The organism is Xanthomonas sp. CFBP 8151 (genome assembly GCF_011761885.1).
In the GTDB taxonomy this organism is placed as follows: Bacteria; Pseudomonadota; Gammaproteobacteria; order Xanthomonadales; family Xanthomonadaceae; genus Xanthomonas; species Xanthomonas arboricola_B.
In genome coordinates this window covers 1,244,015-1,260,769 of record NZ_JAASQZ010000002.1, presented here as the reverse complement: position 1 = coordinate 1,260,769, position 16,755 = coordinate 1,244,015, and the positions used below count along the sequence as shown (strand labels likewise).

Below are 16,755 nucleotides of genomic sequence, written 5' to 3'. Positions count from 1 at the left end.
TGCCGCAAGAACGCACGCAAAGGTAAGTCACGCACCCATGGGAAAGCCGCACACCCCGGACACCGCCGCGTGCGATGTCGAAGCCCTGCTCAAACTCATCGAAGGCCGCTGGAAACTGCTGCTGCTGTTCCACCTGTTCGACGGCAAGGTGCAGCGCTACTCGGACCTGGAGCGGCTGATTCCCGCCATCTCGCAGAAGATGCTGGCCCAACAGCTGCGCCAGCTTGAACGTGACGGCCTGGTGCTGCGCACCGTCTACGCGCAGGTGCCGCCGCAAGTGAATTACCGGCTGACGGTTTGGGGGCAGGCGCTGTGCCCTGCGTTGGATGCAATGCTCACCTGGGGCCAGGCGCGGCAGCTGTTGCCCGACACGTCGTCGCAGTAAACGCTTGGCGCACTGCTGTGGACGCCGGCCTTAAAACATCAGGCACACAGCACCACGCATATCGTCAGAGAACTGACCCAGATAACGCACCGGCGGTCTTGCAGTATCTGCCGTCTCGCGCGCTGCAACCAGACTTGTGCGGTCCACATAATCGGCCTAGTTTCGCCTCGCCACCACTGGGGTGGCGAGGAGGTCACACGCATGGCGACCAACGAGAAAACCGGCCCTAAAGCGGCCAAGGCCGCAAGCAAGGTCTTGCGTAGCGGCAGCACCGGCAAGGATTCAAAAACAGCGGCCGCGTCCGCTTTGAGTCAAGCGCCGGACAAGAAGGGAAAAAAGAAATAAGCGAGCGCTGCAGTAAATGAGTAGAGGCGTTGGCAGGACGGCCAGCGTCTCTAGTCATGCAATTTAGTGCGTGCAATCACATCGGATGACACCGCTGAGACAAAATGTCGGGCACCCCGCTGACAAAACCACTACATAACGGTAGGGTGCAGGTTGGAACGGGAATTTCATGCATGGGATGCAAACGGGGAAGTACCGAGTTTACCGCCGTGCGGTCATCACCATGGCCGCTTGGGTTCGCTGTAGGAATTAGCGCGTTTTTGGCCATTCGTACCGACGCGCGGTGGCTGCTGTCGCAGCAAAGCAGCCCACCTATACAAGGTTTCAATCAAGGTATCAGCACCGTGCTCGCACCCAGCGCATTGATGAAGTTTGCCATGTGCTGCCTAACTGCGTTCGCTTCGTTTGCCGGTAGCTACCAGCGCCGCAGACTGCTGGACACCCGCAACGCACTAGGGTGCCTGGCAGCCAACAGCTGGCGTCAATCTGAACTGCTTGTGGGCGAAGCCTTCCGCCGTCAAGGTTATGCCCTGAAAGCAATCGGCTTAATTGGCACCGACGTGGACATTGAACTGATCCTACGCAGAAGCGTCCGCTGCACGCTGTTGCAATGCAAGCAGTGGAAACACCAGCAAGTAAGCCTTGAGGTCGTGCGCGAGATTCATGGCTTGCTCGCTAGCGCTTTCTACAAGACGAAGAAAAAATTATAAGGAATGATATGGCTGCTTTAAATGAGTGCCGCTCAGAAGTCGTTCGCATGATCTCAAAGGGGGAAATATCTAGCGAAATTCTTGATCTACTTCATGAGGATAGTGCACTCATTCCGCACGAGACGGAGCTATGGGATTACAAGGAGCAATTGGGTTCTGAGAAACTAGACCTTGCGGAACTAGCAAGAGATGTTATTTCTTTCCATAATAGTTTTGGGGGTTATCTAATCATAGGAGTTGCGGATGATGGGACCTTACATGGTGCGGCAGAAATTTCATCCACTCAAGTGAAGCAAGTTGTAAAGAACTATTCCGGTGTTGACATTGCGGTTGCTACTGCTCAAGTTCACTGGAAAAGTCTAGAATTCTGCTTGATCTATATCCCAAAGAGAGCTCTTGCATCGTCTCCGTGTGCGATTAGCAGACAAGGGCCGGAGTATACAAAAGGCAAGGTGCTATTCAAGCCTGGAGATATCTTTTTCAGGTCGGATGAGTCATCACAACTAATCCGCGACTCTGCCGACCCTAGATTCTTAATCGGAGAGCGCCAACATGCAGATGATCGGCGGGGCATGGCGAAGCCTTCGCGAGTTGTTTCGAATAATTTGCCAGATCGAAGCGTTGTTTTTTCCAGATTCTTTGGACGTAAAGACCTCAAGGAATCTTTATGGAGTTGGCTGGCGGACCCGTTTTCAAAATACCGCGTGGTTGCTGGGGCGGGGGGTATAGGCAAGACTTCAGCGGTATATAGCTTTTGTGAAGAAGTGTGTGCTGAAGCGCCGCTAGCGTTAGAGCAAGTTGTATGGATAAGCGCCAAGGTCAGGCAATTTGATGCTATACAAGACAGGGCTGTTTTGCTCCCATATCACGACGGGGCCAGGCAGTATGGACAATCTTTTAGAGATTTCGAGTCGCTTCTAGATGCAATCTCATATCACCTTGCCATCAATGACGAGGAATGGGAGGGGTGTGGAATTCACGCAAAGAAAAAGCAAATTATTGATGCGCTATCTTTTTTTAGATCTCTAATCATAGTGGATGATCTGGATTCTCTTGAGCCTGACGATCAACGAACTGCCGTCGAGTTCGCGATGTCATTAATTGGCGGGGAAAGTAGGGTCGTTTTTACTACCAGAAAGAATTATCTGGCGCCTTCCGCTTCAACCGATGAAATACTTGGGTTGGACGATGTGGCGTTTGATGAGTATATCGATTATTTACAGGCAATACATAAAAGGGCGCTTTCCAAGTCCGAGATTCGAGACTTAAAGAGAGATACGGCTGCGTCGCCTCTGTTCATGGAATCAGTTTTTAGAATGCTGAAATTAGGGCAGAAATTTGGCGATGCATTGTCAAGGTGGAAGGGACGCGATGGCGAAGCAGTACGTGCAGCTTGCTTTCAAAGAGAGGTTGATCAAATCAGCTTCTCGGCAAAACGAGCGCTTTATTCGCTATCACAGTTCGAATCAGCATCTATTGCTGAAATTAAGAGAGTCGCAGAAATGGCGACCCACGAGATAGAATCTGCAATACAAGAACTAAGCGGCCTGTTTCTCATTCAAAGTAAAGAGGTGGCAGGGGAGCCGAGATTCTCTGTTTCAAGTAGTTTGCGACTCATGATTGAAGATATTAAAGAAAAAATTCCAAATCACAATGAAATTTTGCGTAGATCTAGAGATCTTAAGAAAGATTCGAAAGCCGGTGTGTCAAGGGATAGAGATCGCTCCGTCGCAGATGCTATACAACAGGCGATGGCACACCTAGCCCAATCCGTCCCATCAAAAGCATCCCGCACAATAGAAATAGCCTTAAGAAATAATCCAAAAAGTGCTGATCTTCATATGGTTCATGCTAGGTGTCTTTCTAGATGTGAGCCACCTGATGTGGCCCGTGTAAGATCAGCATTCCAAAAATCTTTCGATCTGGGAAAGAAAGAACCTCAATTATTCTTTAAGTGGCTTGATTTCGAGGTCGAAATAGGCAACGCCAATGCGGCCATTGATGTTGCATCTAAAGCTGCTCAAATCATAAGAGACGATGATTGGCGCTGGCTAGAGTTGCGTTCTAAAGCACACTCTAAAAGAGCCACGGAGCGTGCTTCAAGACGTGAATGGACCGACTCAATGACAGACTGGGATAAGTCACAGGTTTGTATCCAGAAATCTATTAAAGTGGCTCCTTCACCGGCCAAGTCCCAACTTATATCGGTCGCTCAATTTGTCAACGACTCAAAATGGAAGACTATAAATAGTGGTGATAGTTTTCCTTTGGAGCTTAAATTTAAAGAGGGCTTGGATATTATTAGGAAGGGCGATCGACGTGACCTTTGCGTACATCGAGTCCTTGACGTTATAGAGGAAGGTGTCAATATGATTGCCAAAGGATGGCAAGATGCTGATCGTGTTTCTCATTGGATTATTGATCTAGAGAGATGTTGTTCAGGACGAATAAGCGGTCGAATTGAATCTCGTATTCGTGATTTAAAGGCTCGTTTGACTAACGTCTTGTGATTTTAGTGAATAAGTCTCAAAGCGAAATCTCACTGTGAGCGCGGCCTACTGGTAATCGCGATAGAGTGGGCAACGTAAAGTTGCCTTTCCTGGCTCGATAAGCTTCTATGCCCAGTAAAATAGTTATTATATTATATAAATATCGATTTACTTAATTATATTTTCACCATGCCTAGTGACTGAATAGAGCTAAATCTAAGAAAAATAACCTGCGCCCTGCCCGCCTACAGCGTCGGCACTAGGCCGTGCGGTCGCTGTTCTTGCAAACCTTGTTGTTCCAGAAACCGTTCTTGTGCACGGTCCTGCACCAAGCGTTGGTTGACTGTCTCAAGCTGAGCGAAGCTCTCTTGCACTGGCCGCTGAGCCGCCTCCGACGTTGGCATGTGTGCGCGCAGCATGGCCGGGTTATGCAGTTCGCCTTGCACCACGAATAGGTTCTGGGCTGCTGGCAAGTCTCTGGTTCTGTCGCTGAGTAACACGTGGTCAACGCGCGTCAGGCCATTGTCCTTGGCTAACGTCAGCAGGCTGGCCGTCATCCGCTCACTGGTTGCATCGAAGGTGCGGCCATTGGCGGCATCCAGTTGTTCAACATTGCTGCGAATCTGTTGATACATCGCGTGGTCTGGGTGACCTGCCTCTGCAGGTGTCAGTGAGGTGCCAGGCGCAGCTGGCGTTACAAGGTTTGGCGCGCTGTTGCTGCGTGCGCCGGTTTCTTTGAGCTGGACCATGCCATAGCCGCCCTTGCCCAGATCGACAAGGTTGAAGGTCGATGCCGATCCTAGATCCAACCCATTGCGCTCCAGCTGCCTGGGTTCTAGTCCTAGCGACTTGAGGTCGACGCGCACCTCCGGTGGCTGCCGATCATGCGCAAGATGCGCGTAGCTCTTGGCAATGTGGCTGATCGCGCTGACGCCGTAGTAGTTCCGGTAATCGGAATCGCCATGCGGGCCAAGTGTCCCTCTGCTGTCGTAGAAGCACTGTTCCACGGCGCGGGTCAGCGGCTCTCCTCGCGCCTGGGCATGTGTGGTCAGGGCCTCATAGCTAAGACCCGGGGCAAACGCTGGAGGTGTCACGTGCTTGTCCACGCAGCGCGTGACAGAGCGGTCCAGCAGCATTCCCTCAGCGTCCTGCGCGGAGACGCCCGGGTTCTCGTGCTTGATGCGGCTGTTGAGTGCTCTTAGCGCTGAGATTTCTGCCAGAGCCTCGTCTTGTCGCGTCTTGTCCAGATAGACACGCGTCGGCTCTGTAAGGTCTACCTGACTCTCTCGCTGTGCGTGGGCGTCCTGCATCTTGTCGCCCATGGTCCTGCCGAACGCTGCCAACGCGTTGGCGCGATGCTCTGCCAGCACGCCATGCATGGTTTCGTGACCCAATACTTCTGTGAGGTGATCGATCCGCGCACGGCCCTGCCAATCCTGAAACAGCGATCCACTGACGTTGAGCGTGCCCGCTTTTCCATCCTTGCCGTCCTGAAAGTGACCAGCGTTGTGCTGGCCATGCGAGACGGCGATGGCACCAATCTGCCCGTTCGCTATCGCATTCCCCAATAGGTTGGACAGGTACGGCGACTCGGAGATGGCTTGTCTGAGGGATGCCTCAGCCCCTTCGGGAAGGTTGGGGTCTTTACGCATCTGCAAGAGCAATGGCTCAATCCGTGGGTCAATCGGCGTCACGCATCACCTCCATCGATCTGGGCGCCATATACGCACTCGCGTCTTGTGCCACCGGCGGTGGTCTCGTAGATCAGCAAGGCAACCGAAAAGCCTTGCGCTCCGTTCTGGACGGCGCGCCAGTGCTGCCGCTGGGTGCCGCCCTGGAACGGCCGTTGCCCGCCACGCTTGTAACCCATGGCCTCAAGCTTGGCCGAGAGATCAGCCGCATCCCACACGCATGCGGCATCGGGCACGCGCGTCGGGTCGTGTTTATCTGGCAACCCGATCAGCATGTTGATAAAGGAAAACCCTTTTTTTTCCGGGCTATGTGATACATACAACGTATAGCCTTTCGCTAGAGGAAGGCTTCTCAGCACACGTCGTGACACCGCAAGATCCTTCGGCGGGTCGAATGTGATGCCCAGCATCTCCTCCACCCGCTTATGGCTCATGTCGCCGGGTTGTTCCAGTGACGCTGCAAATCTTAAAAGCCCGGCTTCAATCTGTTGGATGCTGAGGGTGGCTTCGTGCGTCACGGCGGTTTGCGCAGAACGCGCTGCGGGTGTTGGCGATGTGGCAGCGGGCAGATCACCCGCTTTCTCAGACGGCCGGGTGCACGCGCTCGGCAGCACCGAGGTCAGTGCCAAGCAAAGCAGTAGCGTGAATGAGCGAAAGCGGGTCATTGTTGTTTTGTATGCTGGCGCGGCGCGTCGATACAAAGCAAGGTACTCGCCCACGTCCAAACCGGCCAGCCCATCGATTGCAGGGCTGACACGCTGACAGAGACAGGCAGCGCTAGGGGGCGGTACTCAAATCCCCAAGCACATCATCCAGCTGCTCGGCCAGGTTCTGCAGGCAGTGGGCCCACTGCTGCAGTGGAATTGTAGGCGTCCCCAGCGTGGCCTCGTCTCGGGTACGTGGTGTGGCCAGAGTAGCAAACAGGCGCAGCTGGTCGCGTACGCGGAGCAGGTGGTATTGCGTGCCTTCGGACATCCAGTAGCCGGGTTCGTCGTGCATGCCGCTCTCCTTGCCGTAAGGCAGCTCCCGCTGCACGATGCAGCGGGATGCCGGGAGGCTAGAAACCGCAGACAGCCGGCGGGCTTATTCCCCTTGCGGGTGTTGTATTCGCCGCCCTCCCGGCGCAAGAACGCCGAGCAGTGCCAGGCCAGATGGCCGAGCACAAAAAACCCACCAAGTTCTCGGAGGTGGGCACCGCTGTCTGTGTGGAGTTTCTAGGCTCCGAGCGGAAGTGTGCGTGTGGCGGTGAGTTGGGTCAAGGTGAAGCGATGCCCGGCGTGTAGAGATGCGGCTTTTCACGAGGTTTTTCGAATGGACACGCGGCCCAATGACGCACTAGTTACCAGTTGACACACCGCCAAACAGGTAGCAATCTCGACTGCAAGGAGCCTAGAAACTCCTCAGACAGCGGTACCCACCTCCGTCAAACCGGTGGGTTTTTTGTGCCCGGATTCTTTGTACGAGTGCAGCCGACGAGATGCCTACGTCGGAGTGCCGCTAATGCAAAGCTGTTTGGGAAAACACTTCTGAAGTCTGTCTGTAGTTTCTAGCCTCCCGACATCCCGTTGCGTTGCTCAACGGGGCCTGCTCGTCAAGGAGGGCTTTGCCATGCGTCGGTCCACGTCCAGTCCCAAGCCATCGCGCAAGCGCGCCACGGTACCACCGCCTACCGAAGTGGTCTGGCGCTCGCTGGATCCCTCGATCCAGCCGCGGCCGTACCTCGAACGCACGCCCATCCCCGAACCCCGCGCCGAACCCCGCACACCACGGCGGCCCGGCCCTCCGCGTGCCCCGCAGCAGTGCACCGTCGGCTATGGGTACTATCCCGACAGTCACCAGTGCATTCCCACCCTGCGCCTGCGCGGCCGCTGGCTGGAACAATTGGGCTTTGCCATCAGCAGCAAGCTGCACATCCGCCAGCGCGATGGCGAGCTGGTCATCAGCGTTGTAAGACCCACGCTGATCACGCCGCAGCGCATGCGCGCACCGCATGTGCCCGGCCCGTTGCTGGAGACGTCGCATGATGAGTGAGGGCACGACCGGCGCGTTGTGTGCAGACCGCCACGGTGTCATCGGCCAGGTGGTCGCGGCACGCACGCACGCCGCAAGCGCGGTGCCGGTTGAGCGATACGGCAGCCGCCCGTGGCGCCACCGCAGCGCCTACGCCGCGAGCGCATTGCCCGCCCGCGCGCCCGCGGCGGGCATCTATGTACTTGGCCGCTTTACCACGCGCTGGCACGTGCGCGAGGAGCGCGCGCCGCCTAGGGAACGCTTCGACCAGGCCCTGGTACAGCTGCAGGCGGAGCTGCTCACCTACATGCGGCGGCGCCTGCGCGACCCGCACACCGCCGCCGACCTCGCCCAGGAAGCGCTGCTGCGCATGCTGGCCTACCGCAACACGCCTGACATCCACAGCTACAAGCTGCTGCTGTACCGCATCGCCCACAACGTGGTGCTGGAGCATTGGCGCACGCGCCACCGCAGGCACGCCTCCCGCCATGTACCGCTGGAGGGCAGCGAACCGCTTGCCGCCGCCGGCACGGCGGTGGACCAGTTGGTAGACGCCCGCCGCACCCTGCAGCACCTGCACACCCACACGCTGCCCGCGCTGCCGCCCAAATGCCGCCAGGCCTTCATGCTCAACCGCTTCGACGGCCTCACCTACCCGGAAGTCGCCGCCGTCATGGGCATCTCGGTCAAGATGGTGGAAAAGCACATCAGCCGCGCCCTGGCCGCCTGCCGCGCGGCGGTGGGCGAGTGACGCCAGGGCAATGCGTCGCGCGGGTTGGCGGTGCATCACGCCCAGCCGGGCAGGTGCACCAGGTAGTCGCACCAGCCGGAGACCTCCGTGTTGGCGTCATTGCTCGTCGGTGTCAGGACGGATTTACGTTGCCTATCCGCCCTGACACCGCTGCCAGCCACCCGCAGCGGCCGACACCTGCTCCCATCCATTGTGCAGCCGCTTCATCGCCTGCCCGCCTACGCACGCATAGCCCAGCTGCCTGGCCTCTGCGGTGCCCAGGCCGGGAAGCGCGATGATGGAATCCGACGGAGCAGGGCGGCCTTGCCGATGCGCCTCGTTGCGCAGGGTCATGTTCTCGATGCCCTGGCAGTAACGCACCATGCCCGGGTGCGGGTGCGCGCGGTATTGCTCGCAATTGAAGGGCGTGGTGTCGCGCGCCATGGAGTTGTACGGCTGCCGCGCTGGCGGGATGTACTTGCTCGTCGCCTTGCCAGTGGCTGAGCGCATGCCCTGCGCCGAGACGCCTTGTCCGCACGCAAGCACGCACAGCGTTGTCACTGCCAGCGCGACACGGCGCGCGATGGTGATCCTGTCCATGGTGTGTCCCCTATGCGCCCTGATGCTAGCCCACACATTGCGTGCGTGGGTGCCGGGCATTCTGCCACCTGCCATCCGTCCGATAGATCAAAGCGCACATCCAACCCCCAAAACGCCAACGCCCCGAACATGTCGGGGCGTTGGTGCGATCTCTCGCCGAAGTGGAATTGACCGTCTACGTCATCGTGCATGACGCCTGACGGCCACTCCACTGCCTCAGCGCGGCAGGCGCAACGCCTGCCGCCACTGCAAGCGCTGTTGGCGCGCTCGACTTACTTGGATGCGTCGCGCACTTTGTCGGCGACCTGGCCAGCCTTGTTCTGCACCTTGCCGACATTCTTTTCGGCAGCGCCTTCCAGCTCGGTGCTCTTGTCGCCGGTGACACGGCCAACGGTTTCCTTGATGGAACCCTTGACCTGCTTGGCGGTACCTTCGATACGGTTCTTGTCCACGGGGTGCCTCATACGGTTGGGGATGTTGCAGCCCAGTCTGTACCCGCAGGACGTGAGTGCGACGTGGGCATGCCGTCATCCCGGCGTCAGCACGCCCAGCTGGCGCGCAGCGCTACCGCGGGGCACGCGCGTGTCTGCACGGCTTGCTGAGGTCGCTGCGTGCCACAATGCGCGCACTTTCCGCCAGGCAATGCCGTCACGTGAGCACACAGCGCCCCGCCATCGAGTCCGCCGGCCTGGAGTTTCTTGCGGGGGGCGGCGAGATGGGCGCGTTGATGCGCGCACACGACTGGGCCGCCACGCCGCTGGGGGCGCCGGAGACCTGGCCGCAGTCGCTGCGTTCGTCGTTGTCGGTGGTGCTCAACTCCACCCTGCTCGGTGCGGTGCTGTGGGGACCGGAGCTGCGCCTGCTCTACAACGACGTGTACGTGCAATCGATGGGCGACCGTCATCCACAGGCGCTGGGCCAGCCGGTGACCGAGGTGTGGAAGGAAACCTACGCGCCCATCGCGCAGGACTTCGACCGGGTGATGCAAACCGGTGAGGGCTTCGGCCAGGGGTTCATCGCCTTGCCGATGCTGCGCAACGGCGTCAGCGAGATGACCTACTGGAATGCCACCGCCTCGCCGATCCGCGGTGAAGACGGCAGCATCGTGGGGCTGATGAACATCGCGATCGAAACCACCACCCAGGTAGCGGCCGACCGCAACCGCGACATCCAGCATGCGATGTTGAGCAACGAAAACACCCATCTGGTGCATGAGGTGGTCAACCGCACCAGCGAGCGCGATCGTGCGCTGGAAGCCGAAACGGTGGCGCGCCGCAATGCCGAGCGGGTGCAGCTGGCGCTGGCGGCCGGGGCGATCATCGGCACCTGGATCTGGGACCTGCCCAGCGACGCGTTTTCGGTGGATGAGGCGTTTGCGCAGAACTTCGGCTTCGATCCGTCCACCAGCCGCAGCGGTCTGACGCTGGAACAGGTGATACGGACGGTGCACCCGGACGACCGCGAGGGGCTGCGCGCGGCCATTGGCGAGGCCATCGCCCGCGGCGGCGCCTACGCGCACCAGTACCGGGTCAAACGGCGCGACGGAAAGTATTACTGGCTGGAAGCCAATGGCCGGGTCGAAAAGGGCGCCGATGGCACGCCGTTGCGGTTTCCCGGCGTGCTGCTGGACATCGAGGCGCGCCACGCACTGTCGGAAGAGCGCGACGGCGCGCTGGCGGCCTTGCGCGAGTTGAGCGACACGCTGGAGCAGCAGGTCACCGAGCGCACGCGCGAACTGATGGCGGTGGAAGAAGCGCTGCGCCAATCGCAGAAGATGGAAGCGGTGGGGCAGCTCACCGGCGGGCTGGCGCACGACTTCAACAACCTGTTGGCGGGCATTTCCGGCGCGCTGGAGCTGATGAGCCTGCGGATCGAGCAAGGCCGTTATCGCGACCTGGAGCGTTACGTGGCCACCGCGCAGGGCGCCACCACGCGCGCGGCCGCGCTGACGCACCGCTTGCTGGCGTTTGCGCGGCGGCAGACGCTGTTGCCCAAGCCGACCAACGTCAACCGGCTGGTGGTCGACATGCTGGAGCTGATCCAGCGCACGGTGGGCCCGGGGATCTGCGTGGAAAACATCGCCGCTGCCGAACTGTGGCTGGCGCTGGTGGATGCGCCGCAGCTGGAGAACGCACTGCTCAACCTGTGCATCAACGCGCGCGATGCGATGCCCGACGGCGGGCGCCTGCGCGTGCAGACCAGCAACCGCTGGATCGACCGCGAAATGGGCCAGCAGCTGGGCATGCCGGAAGGGCACTACCTGTCGCTGTGCGTGAGCGATACCGGCACCGGCATGCCGCCGGATGTGGTGGCGCGCGCGTTCGATCCGTTCTTCACCACCAAACCCATCGGCGAAGGCACCGGCCTGGGCTTGTCGATGATCTATGGGTTTGCCAAGCAATCCGGCGGGCAGGTGCGCATCCATTCGGAAGTGGGCAAGGGCTCGACGGTGTGCATCTACCTGCCGCGTCATGCCGGTGCCGACGACAGCAGCGACAGCGGCACCGCCACGCTGGCACTTGCGCCCTCGCTGGCCGGCGAAACGGTGTTGATTGTCGACGACGAGCCGTCCATCCGCCTGCTGTTCACCGAGGTGCTGGAAGAGCTGGGCTACACCGTGCTGGAAGCCGGCGACAGCGCTGCAGGGCTGGGCATCTTGCAGTCGCCGGTGCGGATCGATCTGCTGATCAGCGATGTCGGCCTGCCCGGCGGCATGAACGGGCGGCAGATGGCCGATGCCGCGCGCGTGGGCCGCCCAAAACTCAAGGTGTTGTTCGTCACCGGCTTTGCCGAACACGCGCAATTGAACGACCGCCACCTCGAACCCGGCATGGCGGTGCTGGCCAAGCCGTTCAGCGTCAGCCTGCTGGCGACGCGGGTCCAGGAGATGATTGCGAGCGAGGGCTGAGCGGTGGGGTGCTGCACGTGCGCTCGTCAGGGCACGTGGGTGCCCGACCTGCCGCAACCGGACCGGCCTCACTCCACGCTGGAAGCGACCAGCCGTTGCCACAGCGCGGCATTGGCCGCGTGGTCCGGCTCCAGCGTGGACAGCACACTGAGCGCGTGCTCCTCCTGCTCGGCGCCATGGCGGGCGAGCATGGCCAGTGCGGCGGCCAGCCGGCCATAACGCAGCGCCATGCCGAGCGAGGTGGTCAGCACGGTGGCGTCGTGCTCGGGGCGTTGCTCGTCCAGCGCGGTACTCAGCGTGGCAGGCAGATCCCAGGCGGTGACGATGGTCTTGGCGACTGCGGCGGTGTGGCGTTCCACTAATGCGGCGGCCACTTCCAGGCTGTAGGGCAGGGTCGGGCGCTCGGCATAGGCATCGCGCAGCACGCGCAGGATCACCACCGCGCCCAGGCCCTGCAGCAGGCCGGCCAGCTGCGCCGACAAGCTGTCGCCACCGCGCTCGCGCATGTAGGCAGCCGCGGCTGCGGCGGTACGCAGGGCGTAATCCCACACGGCGGCCGGCAGGCGCGCGTAGAGGCCGCCCTCCAGGCTCAGCACCGGCTGCATCACTGCGGCGGCGACGATCTGGCGCACGCCCTCGGTGCCGATATGCACCACGGCCCGCTCCAGGCTTTCCAGCGGGCCGCCCTGCGGGCGATACAGCGCGCTGTTGGCGATGCGCAACAGGTTGGCCGCCAGCGCCGGGTCCTGCGCGATGATCGCGGCAATGCCGCGACCGGAGGCATCCGGGTCGTTGACCGCGCGCATCAGCTGCGGCAACAACTGCGGGCGGCGCGGCAGCAGCTGCGGGCGCAGGTCCACGTGGTCGAGCGCATTGCCGACCGCAGCCAGCACCGCGGCCTGCGCCGGGTCGGTCGGCAGGTGGCCCTCGGCCAGCGACGGGGTGGACATCACCGCGGCATACATGCGGCGCAGCAGTGGCTGCATCGGTGGCGGCCCGGGCGGCCCGGGCGGCAGGGGCTGCGGTGCAGCGGCGGTAAGCGCCTGTGCCTGTTGGTGCGCCTGCACCTGCACAGCCGCCTGCCCCGGCGCGCGCGCTGCCGGTGTGGCATGCGCACCAGCGGCGGAGACGGCGGACGTGGCAGGGGTACCGGCGGTTTGCGCACGACGGCGCAGCAGCAGCCACGCAATGACACCGGCAAGTCCCAGGCCGGCAAGCAGGCCGGCAGCAAGCAGCAACACAATCACGGGCGTCATAGATTTTGTCTGATCAGTGGCGCGACTATCCGCGAAGCCGGTGTTGACGGCAATGCAGGCGTGCGGCGCCGGGCGAGGCCGAACGCCGCCGATGGCATTGCCCGCGTCCGGCAACTCGCCTTCGGAGTTGCAGCCCAGCGTCTTGCTGCGCTGTGACGATGGGTTCGATGCACCCTGCTGGCTGGCACCCTGCCGATCACGGTGCAGTGGCCCCGCCGCCATGCGGTTCCAATCTGCAGGCGCTGGAGGTGGGCATCCCGGGCAGATGCCGCTGCGTGCCTGTCAGTCGGGATGGCGGATGCGCTTGCCTTGCCCGCGCAGCGGGTGCAGGCCCGGGCAGATCGGCATGCGCGCAGCCAGCCCGGACACCGGCAACGACCTGCTGCACTGCAGCGCCGAGCGGGTGTCTTCAAGTTGACCGCTGCGCTGCACGTGGCGCTAACGCAGCAGCCCGCACTATGCATCACCAGCTGTGCAGCCCTAGAGCATCTAGGCAGCTTAAAGGGTGCAGGCATCCGCAGTTGGACCACTTACCGTCGACAGACACCGCGCAATGCGCGGTGTTTTCGTTTGTGGCTGGCGATGGGCACGCGTGCTGTGGCGCGGGCGGCGGCATCGTGGTGCGACCGCTATAGGGTGCCCTGCTTCCACAACCGCACGATCGCAGCCGGTGCATGTTCTTCGGGGATGCGCAGCGGTTCGCTGGCGCCGTCCCAGGCGATGCTGAAGTAACGGCGGTCGCCGCCACCGGCCTGCGGATGCGGCAGCGCATGCGCCAGGCACTGATCCAGCAAGGCGCGCAGCTGCAGACGCTGCGCATCGTCCAGGTCATCCATCACCAGCTGCCGTTCACGCCGCATGGCGGGGAAGGCGGCCACCCCGCCTTCGCGTGCCAGCCGCAAGGTCACGCCTGCATCCACCGGCGGACGCTGTGGACTCATGCGAGCACGCCCACGTCGCGCCAGGCCTGTTGCACCGCGGTTGCCTCGGCACTGCTGGCGCCGTAGTCGGCACCGGCAATGCTGACGGTGAGCGCGGCAAAGGTGGCAAAGTCCGCACCGGCGGCCAGCTCGCCGCCGGTGAGCGCGCGGTACCAGATGCGGCCGGTCTTGTCCCAGGCATACCCACCGATGGCCACGGCCGCGCGATAGAACGCGTGGTTGGGGACGCCGGAGTTGTAATGCACGCCGCCATCGTCCTCTTGCGTGTCGACGTAGCCGGCCATGCTGGCCGGCTGCGGATCCTTGCCCAGGGCCGGGTCATCGTACGCGGTGCCGGGCGCGCGCATCGAACGCAGGCCCACCCCGTCGATGCCGGGCATCAACAAGCCGGCACCGATGATCCAGTCCGCCTCGCCCGCCTGTTGTTGCAACGTGTACTGCTTGATCAACACACCGAATACATCCGACAGCGACTCGTTCAAGGCGCCGGACTGGCCCTGGTAGATCAGGTTGGCGGTACGCTCGGTCACGCCATGGCTCAGCTCGTGGCCCACCACGTCGATGGCGATGGTGAAGCGGTTGAAGACCTCGCCATCGCCATCGCCGAACACCATCTGCTCGCCGTTCCAGAAGGCGTTGTCGTAGCCACGCTCGTAATGCACGGTGCCGATCAACGGCATGCCGTCGCCGTCGATGGAATTGCGCCCATACACCGTCTGGAAGAAGTCGTGCGTGGCGCCGAGATAATCGTAGGCCTCGGTGACGGCCACATCGTCGGTGGCGGCAGCGCCCTCGGCGCGGACCAGGGTGCCGGGCAGCGCGCTGCCTTGCTGGGCGTCGTAGATCTGCCGCTGCACCGCTTGCGCGGTGGGCGTGCTCGCAGCATCGGCGGCCAGTGCCTGGGCGCGTGCGAGCAGGCCGAACGCGCGCTGTTGCCGCAGCTGCGCGGTGATCTGCCGCGACAACAGCGCGCACTGGCGTGCACGCTCGGGCGCCGCCCGGGCCACATGGTCCAGCAGATACGGCGGCAGGATGCCGGCACGGCGTGGCGTGACGAATGCAGACATAAGCGACCTCCACGATGGGCTGCGTCTGTGACTATGCCGAGGCTGGCTTTAGGAATTCGTTAGGCCCATCCACTGTGCGCCCCGCGCGCCGGCTGCGATAGGCGCGGCGTTCATTCCAGCTGCGACAGGGCCTGCTGGATCGGCATCTGCCCGTCGATGAAGCCCACCGTCTTGCCGATGGTGGCCGGCGTGGCCAGTGCCGCCGCAATGACCTGCGCCACGTTGGCGCGCGACACGCCGCCGTCGGCAGCGCTGCCCGGGTCGCACGTGATGCGGCCGGTTGGCGGTTCCTGCGTGAGTCGCCCCGGCCCCAGCACGGTCCAGTCCAGCGTGGTGCTGCGCAGGTGCGCATCGGCCGCGGCCTTGGCCTGGGCGTAGGCGAAGAATCCATCGTCCGGCCCGATGCCGTGTTCCAGCCCGGCACCGAGATAGGACACCATCAGGTAACGGCGCACGCGTACCTGCGCGGCAGCATGCATCGACCGGATCGCCGCATCGCGGTCCACCGCGTAGGTGCGTGCCGCATCGCCGCCACCGGCGCCGGCCGACCACACCACCGCGTCGTGGCCGGCCAGTTGCGCGGCGATCGCAGCGGTGTCGGCCTGTTCGATATCCAATACCTGCGGGGTGGCGCCGTCGGCAATCGCATCGTCTGCGTGCGCAGGATTGCGAAACAACGCGGTGACCGAATGCCCGCCACGCACCAGCAACGGCGTGAGCAGACGTGCGACCTTGCCATGGCCGCCAATCACGACGATACGCGACATCCCAACCTCCAACACGGTGCGCCGGCGCGGCGCGGGCTGCGCGCATCCTCGCCAACATGGCGCTAAGGCAGCGTCATTGGTGTGGATCGGCGTGGAGAAGCGTCCCATACGATCATGCACTTGCAGATGCGCAGATGCACCACCTGCCTGCCGCACATCTGGGACACTACGCGGCACAACCTCCGGGATGCCTATGTCCAGCTCGATCGATACCGACCTTCGTCCACGCGTCGGATGCGGCGCCTTCATCCGGCGCGCCGATGGCCGCCTGCTGCTGGTGCAGCGCGGGCGTGCGCCCGAGCAGGGCCATTGGGGCCTGCCCGGCGGCAAGGTGGACTGGATGGAAACGGTGGAACACGCGGTGGTAAGAGAAGTGCTGGAAGAAACCGGCCTGCACGTGCAACTGCAAGATGTGCTGTGCATCGTCAGCTACTTCGAGCCGGACCTGACGCCGCCGCAGCATTGGGTCGCGCCGGTGTATCTGGCCGCGATCCAGGGCAGCGAGCACGCCGTGCGCCGCGAGCCCGAAGCGATCGCCGACATCGGCTGGTTCGCGCTGGACGCACTGCCGTCGCCACTGACCACCTCCACGCTGCAGGCGTTGCAGCATCTGCCGCCCACCGCAGCGTCGGCACCTGTCGCCTGAGCGCGACGATGGGCTCGGTGCATGGCATCGACACGTCGGCAGGTGCAGTGTCGGTGCTGACGGTCGCGGGATCTCGATGTCCGCTTGGATGCAGAGGAACACATGACCTTGCTGCGATATCGAACGCTCGCGCACGCTTGATGTGATTATCCGATTGCACGCTGCGTTGTACGTAGTTGCAGCATTTGCGTTACATCGCGTCGTTACATG

General features: G+C 62.0%; 17 protein-coding genes. 8 read left to right on the top strand and 9 right to left on the bottom strand.

Features of this window, described 5'->3' with window-relative positions:
* The first annotated feature begins 37 nt into the window (after positions 1–37).
* The 4 genes from FHT08_RS13410 (at position 38) to FHT08_RS13395 (ending at position 3,950) form a co-directional block, all read left to right on the top strand.
* Positions 38–385 (top strand): helix-turn-helix domain-containing protein, encoded by a 348-nt coding sequence (locus FHT08_RS13410; protein WP_166775344.1) that lies wholly within the window; start codon positions 38–40, stop codon positions 383–385.
* 201 nt (positions 386–586) lie between these two features.
* Positions 587–730 (top strand): hypothetical protein, encoded by a 144-nt coding sequence (locus FHT08_RS13405; protein WP_164496994.1) that lies wholly within the window; start codon positions 587–589, stop codon positions 728–730.
* 260 nt (positions 731–990) lie between these two features.
* Entirely contained in the window at positions 991–1,440 is a 450-nt protein-coding gene (locus tag FHT08_RS13400) for a restriction endonuclease (RefSeq protein ID WP_243849024.1), read from the top strand.
* A gap of 8 nt (positions 1,441–1,448) precedes the next feature.
* The gene (locus FHT08_RS13395; protein WP_166775343.1) at positions 1,449–3,950 is read left to right on the top strand and encodes an ATP-binding protein; all 2,502 of its coding nucleotides are present in this window, start codon (positions 1,449–1,451) and stop codon (positions 3,948–3,950) included.
* 224 nt (positions 3,951–4,174) lie between these two features.
* On the opposite strand, the gene FHT08_RS13390 is transcribed toward FHT08_RS13395, so the two are convergent.
* From FHT08_RS13390 to FHT08_RS13380, 3 genes are all read right to left on the bottom strand, one after another.
* Complete coding sequence (locus FHT08_RS13390) at positions 4,175–5,623, bottom strand: XVIPCD domain-containing protein (RefSeq protein ID WP_343204146.1); 1,449 nt, start codon at positions 5,621–5,623, stop codon at positions 4,175–4,177.
* On the bottom strand, positions 5,620–6,285 hold the full coding sequence (locus FHT08_RS13385) for a hypothetical protein (protein WP_166775342.1): 666 nt from the start codon (positions 6,283–6,285) through the stop codon (positions 5,620–5,622). The genes FHT08_RS13390 and FHT08_RS13385 overlap by 4 nt, the downstream gene beginning before the upstream one ends.
* A 112-nt stretch (positions 6,286–6,397) precedes the next feature.
* Positions 6,398–6,619: a hypothetical protein gene (locus tag FHT08_RS13380; protein ID WP_166775341.1), complete on the bottom strand. Its 222-nt coding sequence runs from the start codon at positions 6,617–6,619 to the stop codon at positions 6,398–6,400.
* A gap of 609 nt (positions 6,620–7,228) precedes the next feature.
* Between FHT08_RS13380 and FHT08_RS13375 the strand changes: the two genes are divergently transcribed.
* Together FHT08_RS13375 and FHT08_RS13370 are read left to right on the top strand one after the other, a co-directional pair.
* Entirely contained in the window at positions 7,229–7,651 is a 423-nt protein-coding gene (locus tag FHT08_RS13375) for a SymE family type I addiction module toxin (RefSeq protein ID WP_166775340.1), read from the top strand.
* The gene (locus FHT08_RS13370; RefSeq protein ID WP_243849023.1) at positions 7,641–8,381 is read left to right on the top strand and encodes an RNA polymerase sigma factor; all 741 of its coding nucleotides are present in this window, start codon (positions 7,641–7,643) and stop codon (positions 8,379–8,381) included. The genes FHT08_RS13375 and FHT08_RS13370 overlap by 11 nt, the downstream gene beginning before the upstream one ends.
* Positions 8,382–8,513: 132 nt before the next feature.
* Here FHT08_RS13370 and FHT08_RS13365 read toward each other — a convergent pair whose 3' ends face one another.
* Both FHT08_RS13365 and FHT08_RS13360 read right to left on the bottom strand, forming a co-directional pair.
* Positions 8,514–8,960 (bottom strand): hypothetical protein, encoded by a 447-nt coding sequence (locus tag FHT08_RS13365; protein WP_166775339.1) that lies wholly within the window; start codon positions 8,958–8,960, stop codon positions 8,514–8,516.
* A 272-nt stretch (positions 8,961–9,232) separates the two neighbouring features.
* Positions 9,233–9,412 (bottom strand): CsbD family protein, encoded by a 180-nt coding sequence (locus FHT08_RS13360; RefSeq protein WP_104535312.1) that lies wholly within the window; start codon positions 9,410–9,412, stop codon positions 9,233–9,235.
* Positions 9,413–9,579: 167 nt separating this feature from the next.
* Here FHT08_RS13360 and FHT08_RS13355 point away from each other — a divergent pair, with 167 nt between their 5' ends.
* Positions 9,580–11,868 carry an ATP-binding protein gene (locus FHT08_RS13355; RefSeq protein WP_208408983.1) on the top strand — a complete coding sequence of 763 codons (2,289 nt, stop codon included), beginning with the start codon at positions 9,580–9,582 and terminating at the stop codon, positions 11,866–11,868.
* 68 nt (positions 11,869–11,936) lie between these two features.
* Here FHT08_RS13355 and FHT08_RS13350 read toward each other — a convergent pair whose 3' ends face one another.
* The 4 genes from FHT08_RS13350 to FHT08_RS13335 form a co-directional block, all read right to left on the bottom strand.
* A complete protein-coding gene (locus tag FHT08_RS13350) occupies positions 11,937–13,124 on the bottom strand; it encodes an HDOD domain-containing protein (RefSeq protein WP_166775337.1) in 1,188 nt (395 codons plus the stop codon).
* Positions 13,125–13,753: 629 nt separating this feature from the next.
* The gene (locus FHT08_RS13345) at positions 13,754–14,065 is read right to left on the bottom strand and encodes a protealysin inhibitor emfourin (RefSeq protein ID WP_104606160.1); all 312 of its coding nucleotides are present in this window, start codon (positions 14,063–14,065) and stop codon (positions 13,754–13,756) included.
* The gene (locus tag FHT08_RS13340) at positions 14,062–15,132 is read right to left on the bottom strand and encodes a M4 family metallopeptidase (protein WP_166775336.1); all 1,071 of its coding nucleotides are present in this window, start codon (positions 15,130–15,132) and stop codon (positions 14,062–14,064) included. Before FHT08_RS13340 ends, FHT08_RS13345 begins: the two co-directional genes overlap by 4 nt.
* A 110-nt stretch (positions 15,133–15,242) precedes the next feature.
* On the bottom strand, positions 15,243–15,899 hold the full coding sequence (locus tag FHT08_RS13335; protein ID WP_166775335.1) for an SDR family oxidoreductase: 657 nt from the start codon (positions 15,897–15,899) through the stop codon (positions 15,243–15,245).
* Positions 15,900–16,086: 187 nt separating this feature from the next.
* Here FHT08_RS13335 and FHT08_RS13330 point away from each other — a divergent pair, with 187 nt between their 5' ends.
* A complete protein-coding gene (locus FHT08_RS13330) occupies positions 16,087–16,545 on the top strand; it encodes an NUDIX domain-containing protein (RefSeq protein WP_166775334.1) in 459 nt (152 codons plus the stop codon).
* Positions 16,546–16,755: the final 210 nt, after the last annotated feature.